This is a genomic window from Bradyrhizobium sp. 139, assembly GCF_023074175.1.
Lineage (GTDB): Bacteria > Pseudomonadota > Alphaproteobacteria > Rhizobiales > Xanthobacteraceae > Bradyrhizobium.
Genome location: NZ_JADPKS010000008.1, coordinates 233,792 through 259,097, shown reverse-complemented (window position 1 = coordinate 259,097; position 25,306 = coordinate 233,792). Strand labels below are relative to the sequence as shown.

Annotated in this window: 22 protein-coding genes and 1 riboswitch; of the genes, 13 read left to right on the top strand and 9 right to left on the bottom strand. The window is 66.0% G+C overall.

All coding sequences use genetic code 11. The annotated features are described in order from the left end of the window. The first annotated feature begins 1 nt into the window (after position 1). From IVA80_RS02155 to IVA80_RS02135, 5 genes are all read left to right on the top strand, one after another. Positions 2-1,015, top strand: a complete 1,014-nt coding sequence (locus tag IVA80_RS02155) for an ABC transporter ATP-binding protein (protein WP_247425196.1) — start codon at positions 2-4, stop codon at positions 1,013-1,015. Continuing rightward, a complete protein-coding gene (locus IVA80_RS02150) occupies positions 1,012-2,013 on the top strand; it encodes an oligopeptide/dipeptide ABC transporter ATP-binding protein (RefSeq protein WP_247425195.1) in 1,002 nt (333 codons plus the stop codon). Before IVA80_RS02155 ends, IVA80_RS02150 begins: the two co-directional genes overlap by 4 nt. Positions 2,014-2,067: 54 nt before the next feature. Further along, positions 2,068-3,564, top strand: coding sequence for an ABC transporter substrate-binding protein (locus IVA80_RS02145; protein WP_247425193.1), 1,497 nt, complete (start codon positions 2,068-2,070; stop codon positions 3,562-3,564). A gap of 355 nt (positions 3,565-3,919) precedes the next feature. Then, positions 3,920-4,228, top strand: a complete 309-nt coding sequence (locus IVA80_RS02140) for a GIY-YIG nuclease family protein (RefSeq protein WP_247425191.1) — start codon at positions 3,920-3,922, stop codon at positions 4,226-4,228. 583 nt (positions 4,229-4,811) lie between these two features. Beyond that, positions 4,812-5,786: a magnesium transporter CorA family protein gene (locus tag IVA80_RS02135; protein WP_346347953.1), complete on the top strand. Its 975-nt coding sequence runs from the start codon at positions 4,812-4,814 to the stop codon at positions 5,784-5,786. Between the two features lie 56 nt (positions 5,787-5,842). Here the strand turns inward: IVA80_RS02135 and IVA80_RS02130 are convergent, their stop codons facing one another. Together IVA80_RS02130 and IVA80_RS02125 are read right to left on the bottom strand one after the other, a co-directional pair. Then, positions 5,843-6,469, bottom strand: a complete 627-nt coding sequence (locus IVA80_RS02130) for an alpha/beta hydrolase (protein WP_247425187.1) — start codon at positions 6,467-6,469, stop codon at positions 5,843-5,845. Further along, positions 6,466-7,404 carry a ring-cleaving dioxygenase gene (locus IVA80_RS02125; protein WP_247425185.1) on the bottom strand — a complete coding sequence of 313 codons (939 nt, stop codon included), beginning with the start codon at positions 7,402-7,404 and terminating at the stop codon, positions 6,466-6,468. Before IVA80_RS02125 ends, IVA80_RS02130 begins: the two co-directional genes overlap by 4 nt. A 129-nt stretch (positions 7,405-7,533) precedes the next feature. Between IVA80_RS02125 and IVA80_RS02120 the strand changes: the two genes are divergently transcribed. Beyond that, positions 7,534-8,463, top strand: coding sequence for a LysR family transcriptional regulator (locus tag IVA80_RS02120; protein WP_247425182.1), 930 nt, complete (start codon positions 7,534-7,536; stop codon positions 8,461-8,463). Between the two features lie 87 nt (positions 8,464-8,550). Here the strand turns inward: IVA80_RS02120 and IVA80_RS02115 are convergent, their stop codons facing one another. The 5 genes from IVA80_RS02115 to cobU all read right to left on the bottom strand — a co-directional run bounded on the left by IVA80_RS02115 (position 8,551) and on the right by cobU (position 14,358). Beyond that, entirely contained in the window at positions 8,551-11,244 is a 2,694-nt protein-coding gene (locus IVA80_RS02115) for a hybrid sensor histidine kinase/response regulator (RefSeq protein WP_247425180.1), read from the bottom strand. Then, positions 11,241-12,272, bottom strand: coding sequence for an ABC transporter substrate-binding protein (locus IVA80_RS02110; RefSeq protein WP_247425179.1), 1,032 nt, complete (start codon positions 12,270-12,272; stop codon positions 11,241-11,243). The genes IVA80_RS02115 and IVA80_RS02110 overlap by 4 nt, the downstream gene beginning before the upstream one ends. A gap of 166 nt (positions 12,273-12,438) precedes the next feature. Continuing rightward, the gene (gene bluB / locus IVA80_RS02105) at positions 12,439-13,071 is read right to left on the bottom strand and encodes a 5,6-dimethylbenzimidazole synthase (protein ID WP_247425177.1); all 633 of its coding nucleotides are present in this window, start codon (positions 13,069-13,071) and stop codon (positions 12,439-12,441) included. Between the two features lie 4 nt (positions 13,072-13,075). After that, positions 13,076-13,858 (bottom strand): adenosylcobinamide-GDP ribazoletransferase, encoded by a 783-nt coding sequence (gene cobS / locus IVA80_RS02100; RefSeq protein ID WP_247425175.1) that lies wholly within the window; start codon positions 13,856-13,858, stop codon positions 13,076-13,078. Beyond that, on the bottom strand, positions 13,855-14,358 hold the full coding sequence (gene cobU / locus IVA80_RS02095; RefSeq protein ID WP_247425173.1) for a bifunctional adenosylcobinamide kinase/adenosylcobinamide-phosphate guanylyltransferase: 504 nt from the start codon (positions 14,356-14,358) through the stop codon (positions 13,855-13,857). Before cobU ends, cobS begins: the two co-directional genes overlap by 4 nt. Positions 14,359-14,479: 121 nt before the next feature. On the opposite strand from cobU, the gene cbiB reads away from it, so the two are divergent. Next, positions 14,480-15,421: an adenosylcobinamide-phosphate synthase CbiB gene (gene cbiB / locus IVA80_RS02090; RefSeq protein ID WP_247425171.1), complete on the top strand. Its 942-nt coding sequence runs from the start codon at positions 14,480-14,482 to the stop codon at positions 15,419-15,421. 11 nt (positions 15,422-15,432) lie between these two features. Beyond that, positions 15,433-16,398: a threonine-phosphate decarboxylase CobD gene (gene cobD / locus IVA80_RS02085; protein ID WP_247425169.1), complete on the top strand. Its 966-nt coding sequence runs from the start codon at positions 15,433-15,435 to the stop codon at positions 16,396-16,398. On the opposite strand, the gene IVA80_RS02080 is transcribed toward cobD, so the two are convergent. After that, complete coding sequence (locus IVA80_RS02080) at positions 16,387-17,835, bottom strand: cobyric acid synthase (RefSeq protein WP_247425167.1); 1,449 nt, start codon at positions 17,833-17,835, stop codon at positions 16,387-16,389. The two genes, cobD and IVA80_RS02080, sit on opposite strands and share 12 nt — an antisense overlap. A gap of 7 nt (positions 17,836-17,842) precedes the next feature. Next, positions 17,843-18,478 (bottom strand): cob(I)yrinic acid a,c-diamide adenosyltransferase, encoded by a 636-nt coding sequence (cobO, locus tag IVA80_RS02075; protein ID WP_247425165.1) that lies wholly within the window; start codon positions 18,476-18,478, stop codon positions 17,843-17,845. A 40-nt stretch (positions 18,479-18,518) separates the two neighbouring features. Then, positions 18,519-18,737: riboswitch (cobalamin riboswitch) on the top strand. 94 nt (positions 18,738-18,831) lie between these two features. On the opposite strand from cobO, the gene IVA80_RS02070 reads away from it, so the two are divergent. From IVA80_RS02070 to IVA80_RS02050, 5 genes are read left to right on the top strand one after another with little or no spacing between them, the layout of a single operon-like run. Then, on the top strand, positions 18,832-19,206 hold the full coding sequence (locus IVA80_RS02070; protein ID WP_247425163.1) for a DUF1636 domain-containing protein: 375 nt from the start codon (positions 18,832-18,834) through the stop codon (positions 19,204-19,206). Continuing rightward, on the top strand, positions 19,203-20,267 hold the full coding sequence (cobW, locus tag IVA80_RS02065) for a cobalamin biosynthesis protein CobW (RefSeq protein ID WP_247425161.1): 1,065 nt from the start codon (positions 19,203-19,205) through the stop codon (positions 20,265-20,267). Before IVA80_RS02070 ends, cobW begins: the two co-directional genes overlap by 4 nt. Further along, the gene (cobN, locus tag IVA80_RS02060; RefSeq protein ID WP_247425160.1) at positions 20,267-23,515 is read left to right on the top strand and encodes a cobaltochelatase subunit CobN; all 3,249 of its coding nucleotides are present in this window, start codon (positions 20,267-20,269) and stop codon (positions 23,513-23,515) included. The genes cobW and cobN overlap by 1 nt, the downstream gene beginning before the upstream one ends. Beyond that, positions 23,512-24,675: a precorrin-3B synthase gene (gene cobG / locus IVA80_RS02055; protein ID WP_247425158.1), complete on the top strand. Its 1,164-nt coding sequence runs from the start codon at positions 23,512-23,514 to the stop codon at positions 24,673-24,675. The genes cobN and cobG overlap by 4 nt, the downstream gene beginning before the upstream one ends. After that, entirely contained in the window at positions 24,675-25,304 is a 630-nt protein-coding gene (locus tag IVA80_RS02050) for a precorrin-8X methylmutase (RefSeq protein WP_247425157.1), read from the top strand. Before cobG ends, IVA80_RS02050 begins: the two co-directional genes overlap by 1 nt. Positions 25,305-25,306 lie beyond the last annotated feature (2 nt).

The window sequence follows — 25,306 nt, the reverse complement described above, 5'->3', positions numbered from 1 at the left end:
AATGGCTGATCATGCAACCATGCCGCTGATCGCGGCCGACAATCTCGGTGTCCGCCTCAACACCAGCCGCGGACCCGCGCAGGCCGTGCGTGGCGTCAGCTTCGGCCTCAAGCGCGGCGAGACGCTGGGCCTCGTCGGCGAATCCGGTTGCGGCAAGTCGGTTACGGCGCTGTCGCTGATGGGGCTGCTGCCGGACAGTGCCGTCGTGACCGGCAGCATCAGGCTGGACGGCAGCGAGCTCGTCGGGCTTTCGGATGCGGATTATTGCGGCTTGCGCGGCAACCGCATCAGCATGATCTTCCAGGAACCGATGACCGCGCTCAACCCGATGCACACGATCGGCCATCAGGTCGCCGAGCCGTTGCGGCGTCACAAGAACTATTCGGCGGCGCAGGCGCGCGAAGAGGCGATCGCCTTGCTCGACCGCGTCGGACTGCCCGATCCCGCACGGCGGATCGACGCCTATCCGCACCAGTTCTCCGGCGGCCAGCGCCAGCGCGTCACCATTGCGATGGCGCTTGCCTGCGAGCCGGACCTTCTGATCGCGGACGAGCCGACCACTGCGCTCGACGTCACCATCCAGGGCCAGATCCTCGACCTCATCGCCGACCTCGTCGAGGAGCGCGGCATGTCGATGATCCTGATCTCGCACGATCTCGGCGTCATCGCCGAGAACGTGCAGCGCATGATGGTGATGTATGGCGGCACCGTGGTCGAGAGCGGGCCGACCGACGAGGTGTTCCGCCGCATGGGCCATCCTTACACGCAGGGCCTGTTCCGTGCCCGGCCGAAGCTCGGCGCGCGCAAGGGGACGCGGCTGACGACGATCTCGGGTACCGTGCCCGAGCTTGCCGATATGCCTTCCGGCTGTACCTTCGCCGATCGGTGTCCGCTCGTGATCGAGCAGTGCCGCGCTGCGCTGCCACCGATGGTGGACGTCGGACCTGGCCACTTCGTGCGCTGCATCCGGACGGACGTGTCGATGGCTGAACGCGTCGGAGCGCTGCCCGCATGACCGCAGCGCCGCTCCTCGACGTGAAGGATCTTGAGCAGCGTTACACGCTGCCACGCGAAAGCCTGTTCCGGCCGCCCGGGCAGGTGCGCGCGCTCAACGGCGTCAGCGTGCAGGTTGCGGCCGGCAAGAGCCTCGGCGTCGTCGGCGAATCCGGTTCGGGCAAGTCGACCTTCGCGCGGGTGGTGATGGCGCTGGAGCGGCCGACCTCGGGGCAGGTCGCGCTGCTCGGCCGCGACCTCAACAAGATCTCCGCCGACGAACTGCGCCGCGCCCGCCGCGATTTCCAGATGGTGTTCCAGGACCCTTACGGTTCGCTCGACCCGCGCCAGACCATCGCGCGCATCGTCGCCGAACCGCTGACCGTGCTGGAAGGAGCTGATCGCACCACGTTCCGCGAACGCGTCTCCGCGGTGCTGCGTCAGGTCGGCTTGCGCGATGCCGACATGGACAAATATCCGCACGAGTTTTCCGGCGGCCAGCGCCAGCGCATCGCGATCGCGCGTGCGCTGATCACCCAGCCGAAGCTGATCGTCGCCGACGAGCCGGTCTCCGCGCTCGACGTCTCGGTGCAGGCGCAGGTGCTCAATTTGATGCAGGACCTGCAGGAGCAGTTCGGCCTGAGCTACATGCTGATCAGCCACGACCTCGCCGTCGTCGACTATCTCTGCGACGAGGTCGCGGTGATGTATCTCGGCCGGATCGTCGAGCAGGGCCGGCCGGAGGACCTGTTCGAGCGTTGCGCTCATCCCTATACGCGGGCGCTCTTGGATGCCGTGCCGCGCGCACGCGCCGGCGGACGGCGGCGGCGCGGCGCCCAGGCGATCGCCTCGCACTCGGCGGACGCGACCGGATGCCCCTATGTGACGCGCTGTCTGCTGGCCGACCAGCATTGCCGCGAGGCCCTGCCTGCGTTACGCAAGATGGGCGAGGCGCATCTCGCCGCCTGTCACAAGGCGGAGGCCGTGATGGCGTTGCCGCAGGCGGCCATGGAAGGTTAGTGTCCGCTGCGGAATTGACGTAGGCTGGGACAAGAGAAGGCCGGGGAGTTACGCATGTTCAGGAAACTATCGATCGTCGCCTTTGCTGTCGCGCTCGTCGCGGCGCCGCTGCCGGTGCTGGCGCAAGGCAAGAAGGACAGCGTCGTCATGGCGATGGCGCTGGAGCCGCCGGGTCTCGATCCCACCAACGCGGCCGCCGCCGCGATCGCCGAAGTCACGCTCTACAACATCTACGAGACGCTGACCAAGATCAACGAGGACGGCACCACTTCGCCCCTGCTGGCCGAGAGCTGGACCGCCTCGCCCGATCTGAAAACCTACACCTTCAAGCTGCGCAAGGGCGTCAAATTCCACAATGGCGAGCCGTTCGATTCCGCGGCGGTGAAGTTCTCGTTCGAGCGCAACGCTGTCGCCACCAGCACCAACAAGGACAAGAGCCTGTTCCAGAGCTTCGAGTCGGTTGCCGCGCCCGATCCCGACACCATCGTGATCACCCTGAAAAATTCCGAGCCGAACCTGCCGTTCCTGCTGGGGCAGGCGAGCGGCTCGATCGTCGAGCCGAAGAGCGCGCCGACGAATGTCACGCAGCCGGTCGGGACCGGACCCTATCAGCTCGGCGCCTGGGCCAAGGGCTCCTCGATGACCTTGACCAAATGGGCCGACTACCGCAACGCCGCCGCGATCAAGCTGTCGAAGGTGACGATCCGATTCATCTCCGATCCCTCCGCGCAGACCGCGGCGCTGCTGTCGGGCGATGTCGACGCATTTCCGCGCGTCGCGGCCCAGCGCACCATCGCGCAGTTCAAGGCCGATCCGCGCTTCACCGTGCTGGTCGGCGGTTCCAGGGCCAAGACCATTGTCGGCATCAATCACAAGAAGAAGCCGCTCGATGATGTCCGCGTGCGCCGCGCCATCCTCGCCGCAATCGATCGCAAGGCCATGATCGACGGCGCGGTGGACGGGTTCGGGACGCCGATCGGCAGCTTCTACGTGCCGACCGCGCTCGGCTATGTCGATACCACCGGCATCAACCCCTACGATCCGGACAAGGCCAAGAAGCTCCTCGCCGAGGCCGGCATCACCGCGCCGCTCGAGCTGTCGCTGAAGCTGCCGCCGCCGTCCTATGCGCGGCAGGGCGGCGAGATTCTCGCAGCCCAGCTTGCCAAGGTCGGCATCGTCGCCAAGATCGAGAACGTCGAATGGGCGCAGTGGCTGTCGCAGGTGTTCGCGCCCAACGGTCCGCACAATTTCGACCTCACCATCGTCAGTCATGTCGAGCCGTTCGACCTCGTCAAGATCACCGAGCCGGACTACTATCTCGGCTACAACAACGAAGCGTTCAACGCGCTCTACAGGCAGATCGTGTCGACGCCGGATGAAGCGGCCCGCGCCAAACTTCTCGGCGATGCCCAGCGCATGCTCGCAACCGACGCGGTCTCCGGCTATCTGTACCAGCCGCAGCTGATCACCATCACCAACAAGAAGCTGAAAGGCGTCTGGAAGGAAGTCCCGCAGTTCGAGAACGACTTCTCCACGTGGCATTGGGAGTAGGGGCCGCACAGACATCGGGAGTGCGAATCTGTCGCCGTTACCCCCGCGCAACCGCGAAGCGGTTGTCGCTGGAGGTGGCCGCTTCTTCAGCGGCCCTCGAAGGGCGACGGCCCGGCTGCATCTCGGCCGTACATCCTTCGAGGCTCGTCCGGCAGTGCGGTCACACTGCCGGCCTCGCGCCTCAGGATGACGGGGTTGGAAGCTACCTCGATTCTAAAACGCTCAAACCAAAGTAAAAGCAACGGTACAATCATAAATTGCCTCATCAAGTGTTGACAACGAGCTCACTGCCGTCATCCTGAGGTGCGAGCCGTGCGGTGCAAAGCACCGTACGGAGAGCCTCGAAGGATGTGTTGTGGGCATCTATGTCTACATGCTGCACTGTGCGGATGGCTCTTTCTACATCGGAAGCGCCACTGGTGAGGACACATCCAAGCGTGTCGACGAGCACAATGCCGGGGCCTATCCGGGACACACCCATTCGAGACGGCCGGTCGTTCTCGTGTGGTCGGAGTATTTCGATCGCATAACGGACGGCATCGCGGCCGAGCGGCAGCTCAAGGGATGGAGCCGAGCCAAGAAGGAGGCGCTCATTCGTTCGGATTGGAGATCTGTGAGCCAGCTTGCGCGGAGGCGCGCGGGAGCGCCCAAGTCCAAGAAGTAAGCGCTGGTCCGGTTAAAGATGGGCCGTTCATCCCTCGAGGCTCGCCCGGCAGCGCGGTCGCGCTGCCGAGCTCGCACCTCAGGATGACGGGGTGGCACGATGCTGCGGATTTTCCGATGTTGCCACTATGCCCCTGTTTTGCCCGACGAGTCAAACGGCGTTGCGGCCCGTTGCTGCGCCCTCTCCCTATGTTGCGGGAGAGGGCAGCGGCGCCGATAGACACAGACTCACTCGGGTGAGGGGTCTGTCTTCGCCTCGTGGCCTGCCGCGCACTGCCCGCGTAAGCCGTTGATTTTCCAACCCCCGGCTACTGTGCATGGGGTTGTTTTCGCAGTTTTTGTTTGGCTCACCCGCCCGCGCATTCGGGATTCAAAGCCCACGGCCGCACAGCTCTCGCTGCTCTCCAAATCCTATTTCCGAGAACAACAACCAGCCCCAAATTGACTGCGGTTTTGCGAACGCCTGTTGCCGGAATGCATCGTCGATCCGCCACGGCATTGAACGACTGGAACCCTCACGCGTTAGCCCGGTGCAGGATGGCCGCATGCGTGCGCTCCTGTGCGCGGGTTACGGAGTTCGGTTCTTGCTCAAACTATACAGGTGGCCGTCCGACGACTGGCAAGGCATCGGGGCGGAAATGCCGTCCGAGATCATCTGGGCTGATCTCTTGGATGCGACCGCGAAGGAAAAGCAATTCGTCGAACGATTGCTGAAGATACGCATTCCGTCCGCGGAGTCGCTCAGCGAGATCGAGGCGTCGAGCCGGCTGATCTTCGATCATGGCACGCTCTATCTCAGCGCGCCGGCGGTCCGGCTCAACGAGGACAACGAGGCCGAGATCACGCCGGTGGGGTTTGTCATCGGCCCGCACGTCCTGGTGACGGTGCGGTTCGCGCAACTGCCGATCTTTGACGACGTCGGGAAACGCATAGGTTCGGACGACAGCCTGGAGAACGGCATGTGCGTGTTCACCAGCCTGCTCGAGGCCATGATCGATCGCGGCGCCGATGTGCTGGAGCATTTGGGCGCGAAGGTCGATCTCCTATCGAGAGGCGTCTTCAAGGGCGGGCTGGTTCGAACCAAGCGGCCGGTTCGCTCGAGCCGGAGAATGCACGAGGCGTTGGAGAATATCGGCGAACTGGCCGATCGTCTCACCAAGGCGCGCGATGTTCTGCTTGGCGTCGGCCGTATCGCGTCGTTTGCCGGCGATGTCGGCAGCGAGTGGATCACTGCCGGGTCGAAGAAGCGTCTCGATGCTGTATCGAAGGACGTCGTTTCACTCAGCGACTACGAGACGCGATTGTCCGACAAGATTCAGCTTCTGCTCGATGCCGTGCTCGGGTTCATCAACATCCAGCAGAACGAGCTTTTCAAGGTCCTCACGATCGTGTCCGTCGTCGGCGTGCCACCCACCATCCTGGTTGGAATCTGGGGCATGAACTTCAAGAATATGCCGGAGTTGAGCTGGACGTTCGGCTACCCGCTGGCCTTGCTGGCCATCATTGCCAGCGGCGTGTTGCCTTTGGTCTGGTTCAAGCGGCGCGGCTGGTTCGATTGAAGTAAGCAGTGATCGCGCGCGACGCACCGTTCGTGAACGATGCGCCGCTCGCCAGATTACGCCGCCTCCGCGCTGACGTTGCTGATCCAATTGCGGGCCAGCGTCACGTCAGCCTGCGACAATTGATGGCCTGCCGGCAGGACTCTGTGACTCACACTCGCCCCTGATTCCGACAACAGAGCCGCCAGCCGGACCGAGTTGCTTGCCGGCACGATCGGATCGGCCTGCCCGGACAGGAGCAGAACCGGCTTGCCGTCGAGTTCAGCCTTGGGCGGATCCGACAGCGGCACCATGGCGCGCAGCAGGATCGCGCCTGCGAGCACCTCCGGCTTCAACAGCAGCAGCGCGGCTGCGATGTTGGCACCGTTCGAAAAGCCGACCGCAATCGGCGCGGCGATGCCGTAGCGCTGCCGCGCGTCGCTAACGAAGTCGCCGAGTTCGTGCGCGCGGCGGCGAACATCCTCCTCGTCGAACACGCCCTCAGTGAGGCGGCGAAAAAAGCGCGGCATGCCGTGCTCGAGCACGCGGCCGCGCGGCGAGAGCAGGGCTGCGCCGGGCGAGATCATTTTGCCACGCCCGAGCAGATCGTTCTCGTCGCCGCCGGTGCCGTGCAGCAGCAGGAGTGGGCGCGAGCCCGCGTCACGCGCGGGCTCGAAACGATGGACGAATGCACTCTCGGTCATGACACGCTCTCTTCCAGGCTCGGCAGCACGCCCTCGATCTGCTTGCGCTGCGCTTCGAGGAAGCCCGGCAGCTTCAGATCACGTCCCAGCGTCGCGACGGGCTCATCGACGGCGAAGCCGGGGATGTCGGTCGCGATCTCGAACAGCACGCCGCCGGGCTCGCGGAAATAGACCGAGCGGAAGTAGTTGCGGTCGCGCTGCTCGGTCGGGTGCAGCCCGTGATTGGACACGAGCTTTTGCGCCATCTGGCCCTGCTCGGCATCGTCAGCCGCGCGGAACGCGATGTGGTGCACCGAGCCGCCGCCCTGATGGCCGCGCAAAAAGCCCTTGGCCTCGTAGATATCGACGACACTGCCTTCGACATCGCCCGGTGCCTTGAAACGGATCACCGAGCCTTCGCGTCCCGTCTCCCTGAAGCCGAACACGTCGGTTAGGACGGCCGCCGTCTTCGCCGCGCCGTCGAGCAGCAAGGTCACGCCATGGAAGCCGCGGATCGCGTGCTCGGCCGGCACGTCGCCGTTGCTCCAGCCGGGCTCGTCCTCGGTGCCGGATACGCCGACCAGCGCGAGCGCCATGCCATCAGGGTCGGTGAACGGCAGCACGGACTCGCCAAAGCGCTTTTCCAGCGCCTCGTAGGCGATGCCCTTCTCGGTGAAGCGCTGCGTCCAATAGCCGAGCGAGCGCTGCGGCACGCGAAAGGCGGTCTGATGGGTCTCGCCGACGCCGCGCCGCCCGGCCGGCACGCCGGCCCAAGGGAAGAAGGTCAGGATGGTGCCGGGCCGGCCGGTCTCGTCGCCATAATAGAAGTGATAGGTGCCGGGATCGTCGAAATTGACGGTCTTCTTGACGAAGCGCAGGCCGAGGTCGCGGGTGTAAAAGCCGAAATTCCTGATGGGGTCGCCGGCGATCGCGGTGACATGGTGCAGTCCAGACATCGTCGTCCTCCAAAGCTTTCGGAGCGGTCTTGCTCTGGCCGGAAATATCGTTCCGCTTTGGATTGGAGACAATCCATGCAAATATGACGGCTATGTCTACGATTTGGAAACAATCGCCTGGGCCGGCCTTTGGATAAGCTCGCCAGCCTCCGGGCCTTCGTGAAGGTGGTCGAAAGCGGCAGCTTTGCCGAGGCGGGCCGCCAGTTGCGGCTGTCGCGCTCGGCGATCAGCAAATACATCGCCGACCTCGAGGAGAGCCTCGGCGTGCAGCTGCTGAACCGGACCACGCGGCATGCAAGCCCGACCGAGAACGGCCAGCGCTATTTCGAGCGCGCGGTCGTGATCCTGTCGGAGATCGAGGCGGCCGACCAGGCAGTGACGCAGGCACAGTCGGCACCGCGGGGCTTGCTGCGCGTCAATGCGCCGATGTCGTTCGGCACGCTGCGGCTCGGGCCGGTGCTCGCCGATTTCATGGCGCGCTATCCGGAGCTTCAGCTCCAGCTCGTGCTCAGCGACGATCTGCTCGATCCCGTCCAGGACGGTTCTGACGTCACGCTGCGGATCGCGGAGCTGGAATCCTCCAGCCTGATCGCGCGGAAGATCGTGCCAGTTGCGCGCATGATCTGCGCTTCGCCGGACTATCTCGCGCGTCACGGCACGCCAAAACATCCGCAGGATCTGCGCGAGCACACCTCGCTCACCTACGGCTTCCTGCTCACCGGCAATCAGTGGAAGCTCACAGGCAGCGACGGCGACCACTGGATCCAGCCGGCCTGGTCGCTGTGCGTCAACAATGCCGAAGTGCTGCGCGATGTCGCCATCAAGGGCAGGGGTCTTGCGCTGCTTCCCGAGTTCATCGCCACTGAGGCCTTGCGGACAGGCGAGCTGCGCGCCGTGCTGAAGGATTATTCTGCGCCGCCGCTCGCGCTTTATGCGGTCTATCCGCCGACCCGGCATCTGTCGGTGAAGGTGCGGCTGTTTATCGATTTCCTGGTCGAGCGTTTTGGCCGCGAAGATGAGGCTGTCGCGCGCAAATCCGCTGCGGCTAAAGCGCGATGAGATTAGGATGAATCGTCATCGCGCTTTAGTTTATTGTTTGAGCATGATCTTTTCGGAAAACCGCTTCGCACTTTTCCGGATCATGCTTTAAGTGACCGGGCGCTGCTCGGCAGGTGCGAGCAGATCGTCCAGTGCGCTCATCGAGGCCTTCTGAAGCGCGGCGAGTTCGCGGGCGGCGTTCTGGCATTCGGGCGGGGACATCGACGGGGCTGCCAACTCCAATTCGCGGCAGCGCTCGAACAGGTTGACGAGGCCGAGTGCGCCTCCGGCGCTGCCGAGCTGGTGCGTGAGCCGCGCCAGCTGCACGTGATCGCCAATCGCTGCCGCCTTGGCGATGTCCTGGATCAGCCTGTCGCTGGTCTCCTGCAGCAAATGATGCAGCTTTGCGATTTGCGCGGCGCCCAACATCTCCTTCTGGTCGTCGAGGAAATGCCGGTCGATCAATACGCCCGCGGCCAGCTGCGCTGCGGCCGGCCCGACTTCCGGTTCGTCCTCGATCGCTTCGCGCAGCGCATTGATCAGGATCGGCTTGCTGACGATTTTGGTAATGCTTGCGCCGGCGAGCCGTTCGCGGGCACTGCCCGAGACGTCGGCGGTCGCGGCGATGATGCGCGGCATCCTCGGCAGACCGAGCGCGCCGATCCGCGACGCCGCTTCCACGCCGTCCATGTCGGGCATGTGCAGATCCATCAGAATAATGTCGAACGCCTGATCGCGGGCGAGCGCGACGGCCGACGCGCCGTTTCTGGCAATCGTCGCGCGATGGCCGAGCCGCTTCAGGATCGCTTCGCCGACCTCGCAATTGACGGGATCGTCATCGACCAGCAGCACGCGAAGTTGCCGCGACGGCGCCGGAAGTACACCTTGGGCGACATCGCCTGCGGCGCGGCCAAGCGGCACTTGAAGCGTGAATGTGCTGCCCGCGCCCGGCGTGCTCTCCACCGTCAGTTCGCCGCGCATCAGGCGCGTGAGGCGCCGCGCGATCGCGAGGCCCAGGCCGGTGCCGCCGAACCGCCGCACGATGCTGTCGTCCGCCTGGACGAAATCCTCAAAAATCCGCTCATGCATGTCGGGCGCGATGCCGATGCCGGTGTCGCGAACCGTGAGGGAAAGCAGGACATGATCGTCATGCCGCGCGGCGGTCGCCTTCAATCCGATGCCACCACTCGGCGTGAACTTGATCGCGTTGCCGATCAGGTTCAGCAGGATGCGATTGAGCCGCACCGGATCGCCGTGCACGAATGTTTCGACGTTTTCATCGCAGGCGAGGTCGAAGGTCAGACGCTTGCCGAAGGCCTGCGGACGCATCAGATCGGCAGCGGCCTCGATGAGCTGGTCGAGGCGGAAGTCGCGCGTCTCCAGCGTTTCGGTGCTGGCTTCCAGGCGGGCATATTCCAGGATGGCATCGACCAGCGCGATCAGCGTTTCGCCCGACGCGGCGGCGGTCGCGAGGTGGCGGCGCTGAGCTTCGCTGAGGCTGCCGTCGTCGAGCAGTTGCAGCACGCCCATGACGCCGTTCAGCGGCGTGCGCAGCTCGTGACTGACGACGGCGAGAAAGCGCGATTTGGTTTCGTTGGCCAGCACGGCGGCCCCACGCGCGCGCTCGGCTGCGTCATGCTCGGCCAGGGCGTGGTCGCGGGCCTTCTCGAGCTCGCAGGTGCGCTCGATCACCTTGCGCTCGAGCGTCGCGTAGGATTCTCGCAAGTGAGCGGCCATCCGGTTGAACTGGTCGCCGAGCGCTTCCAGCTCGTCGCCGGTCTTGATGGCGAGCCGCAGGCCGAGATCGCCGCTTTCGATCCGCCGCGCGCCTTGCATCAACATCTGGATTGGCACGGTCATGCGCCGGCTGAGCAGAAGAGAAACCAGAGCCGCGAAGGCGAGCAGGACGATCAGCAGAAACGTCGAGCGTCCGATCGATGCATAGATCGGGGCATAGGCTTCGCTGAGCGGAAGCTCGACGAACACCAGCCAGCCGAGCGAGGGCACCGTCGCATAGGTCGAGAGCACGCGCTGGCCCGACATATCCTCCTTGACCAAGCCGCCCGAGGGCGGCCCCACGCCATCGAGCGCGGCGCGCACGTCCGCATGCCCGGACAGATCGCTGCGGCGCAGTGCCGGCCACAAATCGGGATGCGCGATCAAGACCCCCATGCGGTCGACCACATAGGCCCTGCCGGTGTTGCCGACCCTGATGCCGGCGACGAGATCCCAGATGAAGCGCAGATTGACGTCGGCCACGATCACATTGGGATCCCGCCCGGTCCCGCGCGTGGCGAGCGTCATGAATGGCTCGGTGTCGCCGAGGAAGTAGACCGGCCCGTAATAGGCCCGGCTTTCATTGGCACTGTGGAAGGCCGGCAAGGTCGAGAGATCGGCTTTGCTGCCGATCCTGTCCGCGACGCGGCGCGACACGCGCACCTGCTCGCGGCCCTGCGAGTCGAGTTCGGTAATGTCCGCGATCGCGGGCGAGAGGCGCAGGAGTCGGATGGCGTTCAGGCGGTCGTCTTCGTTGCTCGACAGCTCCGGAGGCAGGCGCGAGAGCCATCTGATCTGGTTTTCGATCTGGCCGATGAACTGGCCGATCTGAATGGCCGCGCTTGCTGCCTGCTCGCGCTGGGTCGCCGCCAGAAGCTGCTTCTGCTCGCGATAGGAGAACCAGATGTCGAAGCCGGTGTTGACGGCGAGTGCGGCAAAGGCGAGGCCGACGATCGAATAGAGATATTTGCGGAACAGCCGGCCAGGAGGCGTGCGCAAATCTCTCTGGTCGATCGTTTCGTTCACTCGCGGATCTCGTCGGCGCGCGCGAGCAGCGTGAATGGAATGGTCAATCCCAGCGAGTGCGCGATTGTGCGGTTGATCAGGAGCTCGTATTTCCGCGGCGATTGCACCGGGAGATCGCCGGCTTTGGTGCCGCGCAGGATGAGATCGACATAGTCGGCCGAGCGTACCTCCAGCGTCGGCCCGTAGCTCATCAGCCCGCCCGCATCCATGAAATAATGGAACGGATAGATCATGGGGACGCGATGTTTGGCCGCGGCCGCCACGACCGCCTGACGGTGGATCACGAGGAAGCTGTCGACCAGCGCAACCATTGCCGCCCTCGGCGGTTCGGAAAAGTGCCTGATGGCTTGGTCAATGTCCGTTGACGCGTTGACGGGCGCGGGGGCCACGGACACGCCGCACGCCGCAGCCTCTTGCTCGATCGAGTCGAGGAAGAAGCGCCCGGCGCGGGGCGTGGTCGCCGGGTTGAAAAGGACGCCGACGCGCGCGAGATCCGGCACCGCCTCCCGGACGAGCTGAAGCCATTTGCCGCCCATTTCGGCGGTGCTGTTGGTGAAACCGGTGACGTTGCCGCCGGGGTGCGCGAGGCTTTCGACGAAGCCGTTGCCGACGGGATCGTTGGCGGTCGCGAAAACGATCGGGATGGTCTTGGTGGCGGCAAAGACTGCGGCGGTTTCGATGGTCGAGCCGGTCAGGACCACGTCCGGCTTGAGCTCGAGCAACTCCTGGACCGCAGTCTTGAGCTTATCCGGTCCGCCGAAGGTCGAACGGAGTTCGAAGTGGAAGTTGACGCCTTCGACCCAGCCTCGCTGCCTCAAGCCGACGATGAGGCCACCCAGGCGGGAGGTCGGGCTGTCGATCATGCTCCTTCTGGTCAGTTCGTCATCAAGCGGCAATGCGGTCAGCGAGGCAACCACCCGCATGCGATCCGACGTTGCGCCAAGCGCAATCCAGCCTGCGGCGGTGGTGCCTGCAAGGCGAATGAAGCCGCGGCGATCGACCGCGAACGCGGAAGGCCGTTCGGTCATGAAATTCTATGCATGATGGCTTTGCCCCAGGCGGATGCTTAGCGCGAACGGCCGGTATCCACAATTGATGAAAAAATGCACTTATGAATGCTCATTCGCAACTACATCTTCACCAAGTTGGGCGCGGTCTAATGGACATTCCAGGCGCAAGTCATGGCGCGCGGCGCTAACGCCGCAGCGTGAATTGCTCCGCACCGCGCCGGTGTTCCCATTTCGCCTGCTCCAGCTCGGGCTGGTCGCATTCGACTTCCGGATAGCCGATGCAGAGATAGGCGATGAATTTCCAGGAGCTGGGCACGTCGAGAATGGCGTGAATGCGCGCAGGGTTCAGGATCGATACCCAACCGAGCCCGATGCCGTCGGCGCGGGCGGCGAGCCACATCGCAGTGATCGCGGCGACCACGGAATATTCCGTGGTCTCCGGCATCGTGGCGCGGCCGAGGCCGTGGCCGATGTCGCTGGCCTTGTCGGCGAACACGGCGAGGTGACCGGGGGCCTGTTCGAGGCCCGACAGTTTCAGCGTGGCATAGCGCGCCGCGCGTTCGCCGGAGTAGCAATTCAGCGCATCGGCGTTGCACGCCCTGAAGTCGTCGATCACGGCAGCGCGCCGTGCAGCATCATCGACGGTGACGAAGCGCCAGGGCTGGCTCAGGCCGACGGATGGCGAAAGACAGGCGGTCTCGATCAGGCGATCGATCGCGCCGTCCGGCAACGGATCGTTGCGAAAGCGGCGCACGTCGCGGCGCCACACGAACAGCTGGCGCAAATGTTGTCGGAAGGTGTCGTCGAACTCGACCATGATGTCAGCGTCCCATCTGGAAGGCCGCGGCAACCAAGAGGATCAGGATCTCGCCGGTTTGTTCGAACGCGCCGAGGACGTCGCCGGTCTGCCCGCCGATCTGGCGGATGGCAAGTCGCCCCAGCATCAGGCCGGCGAGGGACAGCAGGATCAGGCTGACAAGCGCCTTGCCCGGCCCGAGCGCGAGCGCGAGCGCGAGGGTTCCAAGAGCGAAGGCGATGGCGACGCTGCGACCCGGCGGCGATCCGGCGCTTGCCGACAGACCGTCAGGCCGCGCGGGGGCCACCAACGACATGAACGCCGGGACGCCCGCGCGCGCCGCGGCATGCGCGGCGCAGAGCGCGAGCGCGACTGCCCACGGATTGGCGATCGCCGCGAGCGCGCTCCAGCGCAGGCCGAACGACAGCATCAGCGCGCAGACGCCGTAGGTGCCGATCCGGCTGTCGCGCATGATCTCGAGCTTGCGCTCGCGCGTTCGTCCGCCGCCGAGCCCGTCGGCGGTGTCGGCAAGGCCGTCCTCGTGCAGCGCGCCGGTGATGAGGGCTGTGGTGGCCAGTGCGAGCAGGGCGGCAAGGTTCGGTGTCAGTCCGAACCGGCTGGCAGTCGCATAGACCAAAGCGCCCGCAAGGCCGACCACCAGTCCTGCGACGGGCAGGGCCCAGGTCGCGCGCGCGATGGCACCGTCAGCCGCGGGCTTCGACGATGCCACAGGGAGGATCGTGACGAACGCTGCCGCGATCCCGAGATCGGCGATGACGTCTCGCAGAAGCTCGGCGCGCGGCATCATTTCAGCTTCATCGGCAAGCCGGCGACGACGAACTCGACCTCGTCGGCGACATCAGCGATGATCTGGTTCATGATCCCGGCAGCGTCGCGAAAGCTGCGCGCCAACGCGTTGTCGGGCACGATGTCGAGGCCGACCTCGTTGGTGACGAGAACCACCGGACTCCTAAGGCGGGGCAGGGCGCCGGCGAGTTCGGTCACTTCATGCTCCCAGTCGCGCTCGGCGTGCATCAGGTTTGATAGCCACAACGTCAGGCAGTCGACCAGCCTTGCGCCGCCGCCATCAGTCGCAACCAGCGCCTGCACGAGATCCAGCGGCACCTCGCGTTCGATCCAGTCGGTTCCGCGCCGTGCGCGATGCGTTGCGATGCGCTCCTGCATTTCCGCATCGAGCGCCTCCGCCGTCGCGATGTAGAAGGGCTGGTCCGGAAAGCTGCGCGCGCGCTTTTCCGCCCGCTTGCTCTTGCCTGATCGCGCCCCGCCTGTGATCAAGATGACGGCCATAAAAGTCTCCTGTCGGCCAGCACTAATCACCAAACGTGGCCAAAGACAAAGCCGAAATCAGGCGGGCAGGGCTTGCGCTCGGGCCGTGCTTTGCGCAACAGGGGCGGGACAGGAGGCGTGCGTGGGTTTTGCGGGTGCGATGGCGGTAGCGATGGCGGTGGACGCCCTTCTGGGCTGGCCGTCGTGGCTGTTCGCGCGGATCGGCCATCCCGTGACCTGGCTCGGCCGGCTGATCTCTGCCATCGATACCGCCTGGAATCGGCCGTCCGATCCGCCGGCACTTCGCCGCGCTGCAGGTCTTGCCGGCGCACTCGTGGTGATCGCGCTCTCCGTCGCGCTTGGCTGGGCGGTTCAGTCGTTGCTTGCCGCCGGCTGGATCCAGATCGTGTCGGTCGGCATCCTGGCCTGGCCGCTGGTCGCGCTACGCTCGCTCCATGATCACGTCGCCGCCGTCGCAACCCCGTTGCAGGCCGGCGATATCGCCGCTGCGCGCGAGGCGGTCTCGCGCATCGTCGGCCGTGATCCCGCGGCGCTCAACGAAGCCGGCATCGCGCGCGCGGCGATCGAGAGCCTGGCCGAGAACGCCTCCGACGGCATCGTGGCGCCCGTGTTCTGGGGCGCGCTGTTCGGACTGCCCGGCATTTTGGGCTACAAGGCGATCAACACGCTCGACTCCATGATCGGCCACCGGAGCGAACGGCACGAAGCCTTCGGCTGGGTCGCGGCGCGCATCGACGATGTCGCCAATTTCATTCCGGCGCGGCTGACCGGATTTCTCTTCGTGCTGCTGGCACCAAAGCGCTTCGAGGCGCTGTCATGCATGAGGCGCGATGCACGCCGGCACCGCTCGCCCAACGCCGGCTGGCCGGAAGCGGCCATGGCTGGCGCGCTTGGCGTACGGCTCAGCGGCCCCCGCATCTATCACGGCAGCATCACGAACGAGCCATGGCTGAATGAAGCTGCGCGCGATCCGCTTGCCGCCGATATCGATCGGGGATTGACGGTTTACCGCCGCGCCATGCTGCTGCTCGGCGGCGTCCTTGCGATCCTGGCCTTCGCGTGAAAGAACGGGGCATGCGCGAGCACGGTGGAAATCTCGATCTGGCCCGGCAGCGTTTTGGCGGGCGCGCGGACGACTGGATCGATCTGTCGACCGGGATCAACCGGCTGCCTTATCCCGTCGGCGAGGTCGGCTTGCGCGCCTGGACTGCGCTGCCCTCGCGCGCCCAGATCGAGACGCTGCATCAGGCGGCGCGGCACGCCTACCGCACGAGCGGGGCGGTCGTTGCGCTTGGCGGCGCGCAAGCCGCCATTCAACTGCTGCCGCAACTTGCGCGGCGTGGGCAGGCCCGCGTCCTCGCGCCGACCTACAATGAATATGCCGGCGTCCTCTCGGCTGCGGGCTGGGATGTCCGGGAGGTCGGGGAATTCGACGCCCTAGCGGGCGCGGATCTCGCGATTGTGGTCAATCCCAACAATCCCGATGGCCGGTGTCAGACGCGAAAGGATCTGCTGGCGCTGCTGCCGCGCGTTGGCCGTCTCGTCATCGACGAGAGTTTTGCCGATGCCGCCCCGCAGCTGTCGTTCGCATCCGAGGCGGATCGACCAGGGCTGCTGATCCTGCGCTCCTTCGGAAAGTTTTATGGCCTTGCCGGCCTGCGGCTTGGGTTCGCGCTCGGCAATGCGGCCGACGTCGCGAAGCTCGCGGCGATGTCGGGTCCATGGCCGGTCTCGGGAGCAGCGATCGCGATCGGCTGCCGCGCATTGCGTGACGACGCCTGGGCCGAGGCCACCTCAGCGCGGCTCGCACGCGACAGTGTCCGCCTCGACGAGATGGCGCGAGCGCAGGGCTGGCGGCTCGTCGGAGGCACGCCGCTGTTTCGTCTCTACGAAACGCCTGACGCGCTTGCCGCGCAGGAGAAGCTCGCGCGTAGCCAAATCTGGTCGCGCGTGTTCGCGCGAGAGCCGAGATGGCTGCGTCTCGGGCTTCCCGGCCGCGAATCCGAATGGTCGCGCCTTGCCGAGGTCCTAGCGCGCTAGCGCAAGCAGGCCTTCGACGTCGAGATGCTTTTCGAGATGATCGGCGAGCGCATCGAGCGCGCTCTCGATCCTGGCGTGATAGGGCTCGTTGCCTGCGGGAATGTCGAGCTTTGCCAAAAACGCCTTGCGGAAATCATCCGACGTGAACAGGCCGTGCAGATAGCTGCCCTGCACGCGGCCATCGCGCGAGACCGCACCTTCCGGCTCGCCGTTCAATCTTGCAAATGGCAGCGCGCGATCCGGCCCGTCGGTGCGGCCGATATGGATTTCGTAGGCCTCGATCGGCTGATCCGTCGCGGCATGCACGGCCGCGACACGCGTCAGCGTCTTCTCCGGGCTCATTACGGTTTCCACGTCGAGAAGTCCGAGGCCCGGCGTGTCGCCCGCGGGGCCTTCGATCCCGTCGGGATCGGCGACGCTGCGTCCGAGCATCTGATAGCCGCCGCAGAGGCCGAGCACATGGCCGCCCCTGCGGTGATGCGCCTGCAGATCAATGTCCCAGCCTTGTGCGCGCAGGAAGGTGAGATCGCCGCGGGTGGATTTCGAGCCCGGGATGATGACGAGCCTGACGTCGCCGGGAATGGCTTCGCTCGGCCGCACCATCACGAGATCGACACCAGGCTCGAGCTTGAGCGGATCGAGATCGTCGAAATTGGCGATCCGCGACAGCGCCAGGCAGGCGATCTTGCACTGGCCCGGTTTGCGCGCTTCACTCAGGCCCAGCGCATCTTCGGCCGGCAGTTCGCCGGCGCGCGCGAACCAGGGCAGCACGCCAAGGCCGCGCCACGACGTCTTCTGCTCGATCAGCTTGTAGCCATCGTCGAACAGCGTGGGATCGCCGCGGAACTTGTTGATGACAAACCCCTGGATCATCGCGGCATCGTCGGGATCGATCACCGTGTTGATGCCGACGAGCTGGGCGATGACGCCGCCGCGGTCGATGTCGCCGACCAGCACGACGGGGACGTCGGCCTTGCGCGCAAAGCCCATATTGGCGATGTCGGCCTTGCGCAGATTCACCTCGGCCGGACTGCCGGCGCCTTCGACCAGCACCAGATCGGCGCGCGCCTTCAACCGCTCAAAGCTTTCCAGCACGGCGCCCATCAGCGAAGGCTTCATCGCCGCGTATTCACGCGCCCGCGCGGTTGCGATGCGCTTTCCCCGCACGATCACCTGCGCGCCGATATCGGTCTCCGGTTTCAGGAGTACCGGGTTCATGTCGGTGTGCGGCTCGACGCCGGCGGCGAGCGCCTGCAGCGCCTGGGCGCGGCCGATCTCGCCGCCGTCGACGGTGACGGCCGCGTTGTTCGACATGTTCTGCGGCTTGAAGGGCAGCACGCGCAGGCCGCGGCGCGTAAAGGCGCGCGCGAGGCCGGCGACGATGAGCGACTTGCCCACGTCCGAGCCAGCCCCCTGGATCATCAGCGCGCGCGCCATCGTGTCTTTAGAACTCGACGCCGGCTTGCGCCTTGATGCCGGAGCGGAACGGATGCTTCACCAGCGTCATCTCGGTGACGAGGTCGGCGATCTCGATCAGCTCGTCCTTGGCATTGCGTCCGGTGAGGACGACATGCGTCAGCGGCGGCTTCTGCGTCGTCAGAAAATCGACCACCTCTGCAATGTCGAGATAGTCGTAGCGCAGCGCGATGTTGATCTCGTCGAGCACGACCATGCGCAGGCTGGAATCGAGGATCAGCTCCTTGGCCTTCTCCCAGCCGGCACGGGCAGCGGCGATGTCGCGGGCGCGGTCCTGCGTCTCCCAGGTGAAACCTTCGCCCATCGCGTGGAACTGGCAGAGCTCGCCGAAATGGCCGGTGAGCAGGCGCCGCTCGCCGGTGTCCCAGGCGCCCTTGATGAACTGCACGACCGCGCAGGGAAAGCCATGCGCGACGCAGCGGACGATCATGCCGAAGGCGGAGGAGGACTTGCCCTTGCCGGCGCCGGTGTGGACGATGATGAGGCCCTTTTCACCGCCCTTGGTCGCCATGATCTTGTCGCGGGCGGCCTTCTTCTTCGCCATTTTCGAGGCGTGGCGGGCGTCGGTTTCGTCGGCCGTTTGGGTATCCGGGTCGGGCGTCATCGGACGGGGTCCTTCGGCTTGACAAGAGGCGGCCGGGGGCAAATGGTGGCCCGGCGTTGGTTCCTGTCCTACGACAGGCGAAGAGGGAATGCGATAGGGTCCGAATCGGCAAGATTTGGTTCCAAAATGCAGCCGCCCCCGCGACCGTGACCGGAGAGATGCCCGATGCCACTGATCCCCTTGGGGTCGGGAAGGCGGGGATCGAAGGGGAAACCCTGCTCCGCAAGCCGGGAGACCTGCCAGCGCGGACGATTTTGGACCGGCGGACGGGGTGTTCCGCGACGGGGAAACGGGCCTTCGCAAGAACGGTTCGTGGGCCTCTTCGCTTCCCGCAGTTTATTCTGGAAGAGGCGATGACCGTCACACTTCATGTCTGCATCACCTGCCGGGCCGGCGAGACGCTCGGCGAGGGCGAGACGACGCCCGGCAAGCGCCTGCATGGTGCGATCCTCGAGGCCGGCGTGCCCGACGGCGTCAATGTGGTTCCCGTTGAATGCCTGTCGGCATGCAGCCAGGGCTGTTCGGTCGCGCTCAGCGCGCCCGGCCGCTGGTGCTATGTCTATGGTCGCCTCTCGGACGCGAATGCAAACGACGTGGTCGCGGGCGCCGCGGCCTATGCGGCCGCGCCTGACGGTCTCGTGCCCTGGCGCAGCCGCCCGGAAATCTTCCGCAAGCAATCGCTTGCCCGCATTCCCCCCATTGCCGTCGTGCCGGAGGCCGCCGAATGAATTCGCTCGCAAAAGTCCCGGTCACGGTGGTCACGGGTTTTCTCGGCTCCGGCAAGACGACGCTGATCCAGCATCTGCTCGCCAATGCGGGCGGCATGAAGCTTGCCGTGCTCGTCAACGAGTTCGGCAGCGAGGGCGTCGATGGCGAGATTCTGAAATCCTGCGCCGATGCCGATTGCCCGGAAGAAAACATCATCGAGCTCGCCAATGGCTGCATCTGCTGCACCGTCGCCGACGATTTCATTCCGACCATGGAGAAGTTGCTGTCGCGGCCGGTGCGGCCCGACCACATCCTGATTGAGACCTCGGGCCTGGCGCTGCCGAAGCCGCTGCTGAAGGCGTTCGACTGGCCGGAGATCCGTTCGCGCATCACGGTCGATGGCGTGATCGCGCTCGCCGATGCCGAAGCCGTCGCCGCCGGCCGCTTCGCGCCCGACCCGATTGCCGTCGAAGCGCAACGCGCGGCGGATGAGAGTCTGGACCACGAAACGCCGCTGTCGGAGGTGTTCGAGGACCAGATCGCCTGCGCCGATATCGTGCTGCTGACCAAGGCCGATCTTGCAGGCGCCGCAGGCCTCGAAGCGGCCAAAGCCGCGATCATCGCCGAGATGCCGCGCCGCGTGTCGATACTGCCCATCACTGACGGAGCGATCGACGCGCGCGTCATCCTCGGTCTCGGCGCTGCCGCCGAGAACGATCTCGCCGCGCGCCCCTCGCATCATGACGGCGACGAGGACCACGAGCACGATGATTTTGCCTCGGTCGTGATCGAGCTTCCCGAAGTCATCGATATCGATGCGCTGGTCGCATCGGTCCAGCGTCTGGCGCGCGAGCAGAACGTGCTGCGTGCCAAGGGCTATATCGCGGTCGCGGGCAAGCCGATGCGCCTCTTGCTGCAAGCGGTCGGCGAGCGCGTGCGCCACCAGTTCGACAAGCCCTGGGGCGCAGGCATCAGGCAATCAAAGCTCGTCGTGATCGGGGAGCACGGCGACATCGACGAAGCCGCGATCAAGGCAGGACTTGGTATTTCAAGGCTGGGCATCGCAGGACTTGGTGTCTGATGCACGTCGTTTTCCGCGAGAGCCGCGGTCTCGAGGAGACCGCGACGCCAAGGGACATCGGCCAGGACCCGGCCGATCTCGTGGTGCTCTCGTATTCGGATTCCGACCTTGCTGCGTTCGCGGCCGGTTGGCGGCGCGGCCGTAACAGCCTGCCGCCGCTGCGGCTCGCCAACCTTGCAGAACTCCGTCATCCGCTCTCGGTGGACACCTATATCGAGCGCACGTTGTCGCAGGCGCGCGGCATCCTTGTGCGCCTGATCGGCGGTGAATCCTATTGGGCTTATGGCCTCGCGGCCCTCCAGCAACTCGCCCAGGATCGGAACATCGCGTTGGCCGTGCTGCCGGCCGATGGCCGCGACGACACGCGGCTGGACGCGTATTCGACCTTGCCGGTCTCGACGCTGCGGCGGCTCAAGGTGCTCTGCGACAGCGGCGGCCCCGTCGCGGCGCAAGCGGCGATCGCGCAGCTTGCGCTGGCGTCGGGTCTCTATGCCGGCCCGGTCGTCGGCGACATGACCGTCCCCGAGATGGGCTTTTACGATCCCGTACGTGGTGTGATTGCGGCGCCGACGAAAGGCGAAAGCCGACCGCGGGCGCTCGTCACCTTTTATCGCTCCTATCTCACCGGTGCGGACACCGGCCCGGTCGATGCCCTGATTGCAGCGCTAGGTGAGAAGGGGTTTGACGCCTACGGTGTGTTCGTGACTTCGCTGAAGTCTCCGGCCGTGGTGGATTGGCTGCGGGGCCACCTTGCGGAAAATGCTCCGGCCGCGATCGTCAATGCGACCGCGTTCTCGGCGATGGGCGAGGACGGCACGACGCCGTTCGATGCCGCGCCGTGTCCGGTGTTCCAGGTCGCGCTCTCCACGGCGCGTCGCGAGGACTGGGCGAGCTCGCTGCGCGGCCTGTCGCCCGGCGATCTCGCGATGCATGTGGTGCTGCCCGAGGTCGACGGCCGCCTGTTTGCGGGCGTGGTGAGCTTCAAATCGGCTGCGACGCGCGATCCCGATCTGCAGTTTTCGCATCTGGCGCACAGGCCCGACGAGGAGCGCGTGGAGGCCGTCGCCGCGCGCGTTGTGGCCTGGCGACGCCTTGCGGAGAAGCCGGCGGCTGAAGAGCGGGTGACGATCGTGCTCTCGAACTACCCCGGCCGTCCGCACCAGATCGCGCATGCGGTTGGTCTCGATGCGCTTGCGTCGGTCGAGGCATTGTTGTCCGATCTCAGGGAGGCCGGTTTCGATGTTGCGCCGGTCCCTGCACTTGGCGAGGCGCTGCTAAAGCAGAATTTGACCTGGAATGTCGTCGATTACCGCGCCGCGCTCTCGCGCCTTCCGCAATCCTTGCGAGACGATCTCGCGCAAGCCTGGGGCGCGCCGGAGGACGATCCGAGCTGCCGCGACGGCGCGTTCCATTTCGCTGCGATCCAATGCGGCCGGTCGATCATCGCGGTTCAGCCGGAGCGCGGCGATGCGGCCACGCGCGATGCCGACTATCACGATCTCGCCCGCACGCCGCGCCATGCCTATGTCGCGTTCTATCTCTGGCTTCGGCAGCAGGGCATCGATGCCGTCGTGCACATGGGCGCGCATGGTACGCTGGAATGGCTGCCCGGCAAATCCGTCGCGCTGTCATCGAGCTGCTGGCCGGAAGCCCTGATCGGCGATCTGCCCGTCATCTATCCCTTTATCGTCAATGATCCCGGCGAGGCCGCGCAGGCCAAGCGGCGCTTAGGCGCCGTCACCATCGGCCATCTGCCGCCGCCGCTGGAACAATCTGCGGTGCCGGAAGGCCTGCGCCGGCTCGAACGTCTCCTCGACGAATACTCGACGGCCGATGGCCTCGATCCCGCCCGCCGCCAGCGTCTGATCGCCGCGATCCGCGACGAGGCGCGCGCGGCGAACCTCGAGGATGATCTCGGCCTCGATGCGTCGGCCGCACCGGCCGAAGCGATTCCGCGGATCGACCGCTTCGTCTGTGACCTCAAGGAGAGCCAGTTCGGCGACGGCCTGCACGTGTTCGGTCGCGGCGCCTGTGGCGACGCGGAGCGGAATGCGCTGCGCGCCGCGCTTGCGGGACAGCGCGTTGCGCCGGGGCCGTCGGGCTCGCCGTATCGCGGCCGCCGGGACGTGCTGCCGACCGGACGCAATCTCTTTGCCGTCGATCCGCGCGCCGTGCCGACGCCGTCGGCGCACGCGCAGGGCATCAAGCTCGCGGAAGAAGTGCTCCGCCGCCACTTGCAGGATCACGGCGACTGGCCGAAGGGCCTTGTCGTCGATCTCTGGGGCTCGGCGACGATGCGCACCGCAGGCGAGGAATTCGCCATGGCGCTGCATCTGGCCGGCCTGGCACCGCGCTGGGATCACGCCTCCGGCCGCGTCACCGGCTACGACATCATCGCGCCGGCCGAACTCGGACGTCCCCGCATCGACGTGACGCTGCGCGTGTCGGGCCTGTTCCGCGATGTCTTCACGGGCCTTGCGCAATTGTTCGAGGCCGCCGCCGAGGCGCTCGCAACGCGCGAGGAGGAGGGCGAGGAGAATCCGTATCGCCATCGTGCCTCCCGCGTGTTCGCGCCGCGCCCCGGACAATATGGCGTGGGCCTGTCGGCAATCCCGGATGCGTTCACGCCCGAGACGCGCGCTGCGGCCGGCGCAGCCTGGTTATCGGCATCGTCCTGGGCGTTCTCCGCGGACGGTGCGATGCAGCCGGATCGTGCCGGCATCGAACAGCGGCTGGCATCCGCCGATGCTTTCGTTCATGTTCAGGATCTGCCGGAAACGGATCTTCTGCTCGCCGCCGACTACGCCGCGCATGAAGCAGGTGTTGCGGCGGCTGCGGCACATCTCGGCGCGGCTGGACCATCGCTCTATCATCTCGATACGACGCGCCCCGAGCAGCCGCATGCGCGCACGCTGACCGAGGAAATTTCGCGCGTGGTCCGTGCGCGCGCGGCCAATCCGGCCTGGATCGCTGGCATGATGCGCCACGGTTTTCGCGGCGCTGCCGAGATCACCGCGACGCTGGAACATATGGCTGCCTTCGCGCATCTCGCGGGCGCCGTGCCGCCGCATCTGTTCGATCTCTACTACGATGCGACGCTGGGCAATGACGACGTCCGCGCCTTCATGGCGGGCAAAAATCCGGCGGCGCTCGCTGCGATGGAAACGTGCTTCACGCGCCTGCATGAGGCCTCGCTCTGGCGCACCCGCCGCAATTCGATCGCGGCCGCTCTGCGGGAGGCGTCATGAGCGCGGCAACGGTCAAGGGCTGGTGCCCCGGCGCGCTGCGCCCGATGCAATCGGGCGACGGGCTCGTAGTCCGCGTGCGTCCGTTCGGCGGACGGCTTGAAGCGACACAGGCGGCCGGGCTTGCCGAGCTCGCCGAACGCTTCGGCAACGGTCTCATCGACGTGACGAGCCGCGCGAACCTCCAGATCAGAGGTGTGAGCGAACAGGGCCATCGGCCGCTGCTTGACGGACTCGCGCGGCTGCGGCTGCTCGATCCCGATATTGGCGTCGAAGCCCGGCGCAACATCCTGGTGACACCGTTCTGGAGCCTTGGCGACGAGACGCAGGCGCTCGCCGCCGAGCTCGAGGAAGCGCTTGCCGACAGCGCGCTCGATCTTCCCACGAAATTCGGCTTCGCCATCGATGACGGAAAGTCGCGCGTGCTCGCCGGCGATTCCGCCGATGTGCGCATCGAGCGCGATCGCGGAGGTCGGCTCCTGGTGCGGGCCGATGGCGTGAGGTTCGGCCGCTCCGGCGGGCGCGGAGAGGCCGTAAGCATGGCGCTGGCACTCGCCAGCTGGTTCATCACGTCCGGCGGGGCGAAGGGCGGGCGCGGGCGCATGGCAGCCCATATCGCGGCCGGCGCGGCATTGCCTGCGCGCTTGCTGGGCGAAACCGAGCCAGCTCCGGTTATGGCCGCATCGCGGCCCGGGCTTTATCCGCAAGGCGCAATGGTCGGTGTTGCTTTCGGGCAGATGCTGCACACGACGCTCCATCAATTTTCCGGCTGCGGTCACGCGCTGCGCATGACGCCATGGCGGATGGTGCTTAGCGAGGGCAAGCGCGAGATGCCGAGCGCGGCGGGCCTCATCACCGAGCCTTACGATCCGGCGTTGCGCGTGATTGCTTGTAGCGGCGCTCCGCGTTGCCGCGAGGCGCATGCAGACACCCGCGCGCTCGCTTCCGCACTTGCACCGCGCATTGCGCTCGATACGCACCTTCATGTCTCCGGCTGTGCCAAGGGCTGCGCGCGTTCAGGCGCGTCCGCAGTGACGCTGGTGGCGACCCGCGCCGGATTCGATCTCGTCCGCGACGGCTCGACTCGCGACGAACCGGTCTTGCGCGGCCTGAACGGCGCCGACATCGTCAGCGATCCCTCCATCCTGGTCGGAGGGCATTGATGCCGCATCTTTATGAGACCGACGGCGCGGCGATCTACCGCCAGTCCTTTGCGACCATCCGGACCGAAGCGGATCTTGTGCGCTTTTCGCCGGACGAGGAGCAGGTGGTGGTGCGGATGATTCACGCCGCCGGCATGGTGGGCCTCGAGGCGCATATCCGCTTCACGCCCGGCATGACGGTCGCTGCGCGCGCGGCCTTGCAAAAGGGCGCGCCGATCCTGTGCGACGCGCGCATGGTGTCGGAAGGAATCACGCGCGCGAGACTTCCGGCGGCCAACGCCGTGATCTGCACGCTTGGCGAGGCCGCCGTTCCCGCGCTCGCGCAGTCCATGCGCAACACGCGTTCGGCTGCGGCGCTGGAGTTGTGGCGTCCGCATCTAGGCGGCGCCATCGTTGCGATCGGCAACGCGCCGACGGCGCTGTTTCATCTGCTCAACATGCTCGAGGATCGTGACTGCCCGCGGCCTGCGGCGATCATCGGCTGTCCCGTCGGCTTCGTCGGCGCCGCCGAATCCAAGGCGGCTCTGATGGCTCATCCGCCGGGACCCGCGTTAACGGTCGAGGGCCGCCTCGGCGGCTCCGCGATCACGGTCGCCGCCGTGAACGCGCTGGCGAGCCGGAGCGAATAGCG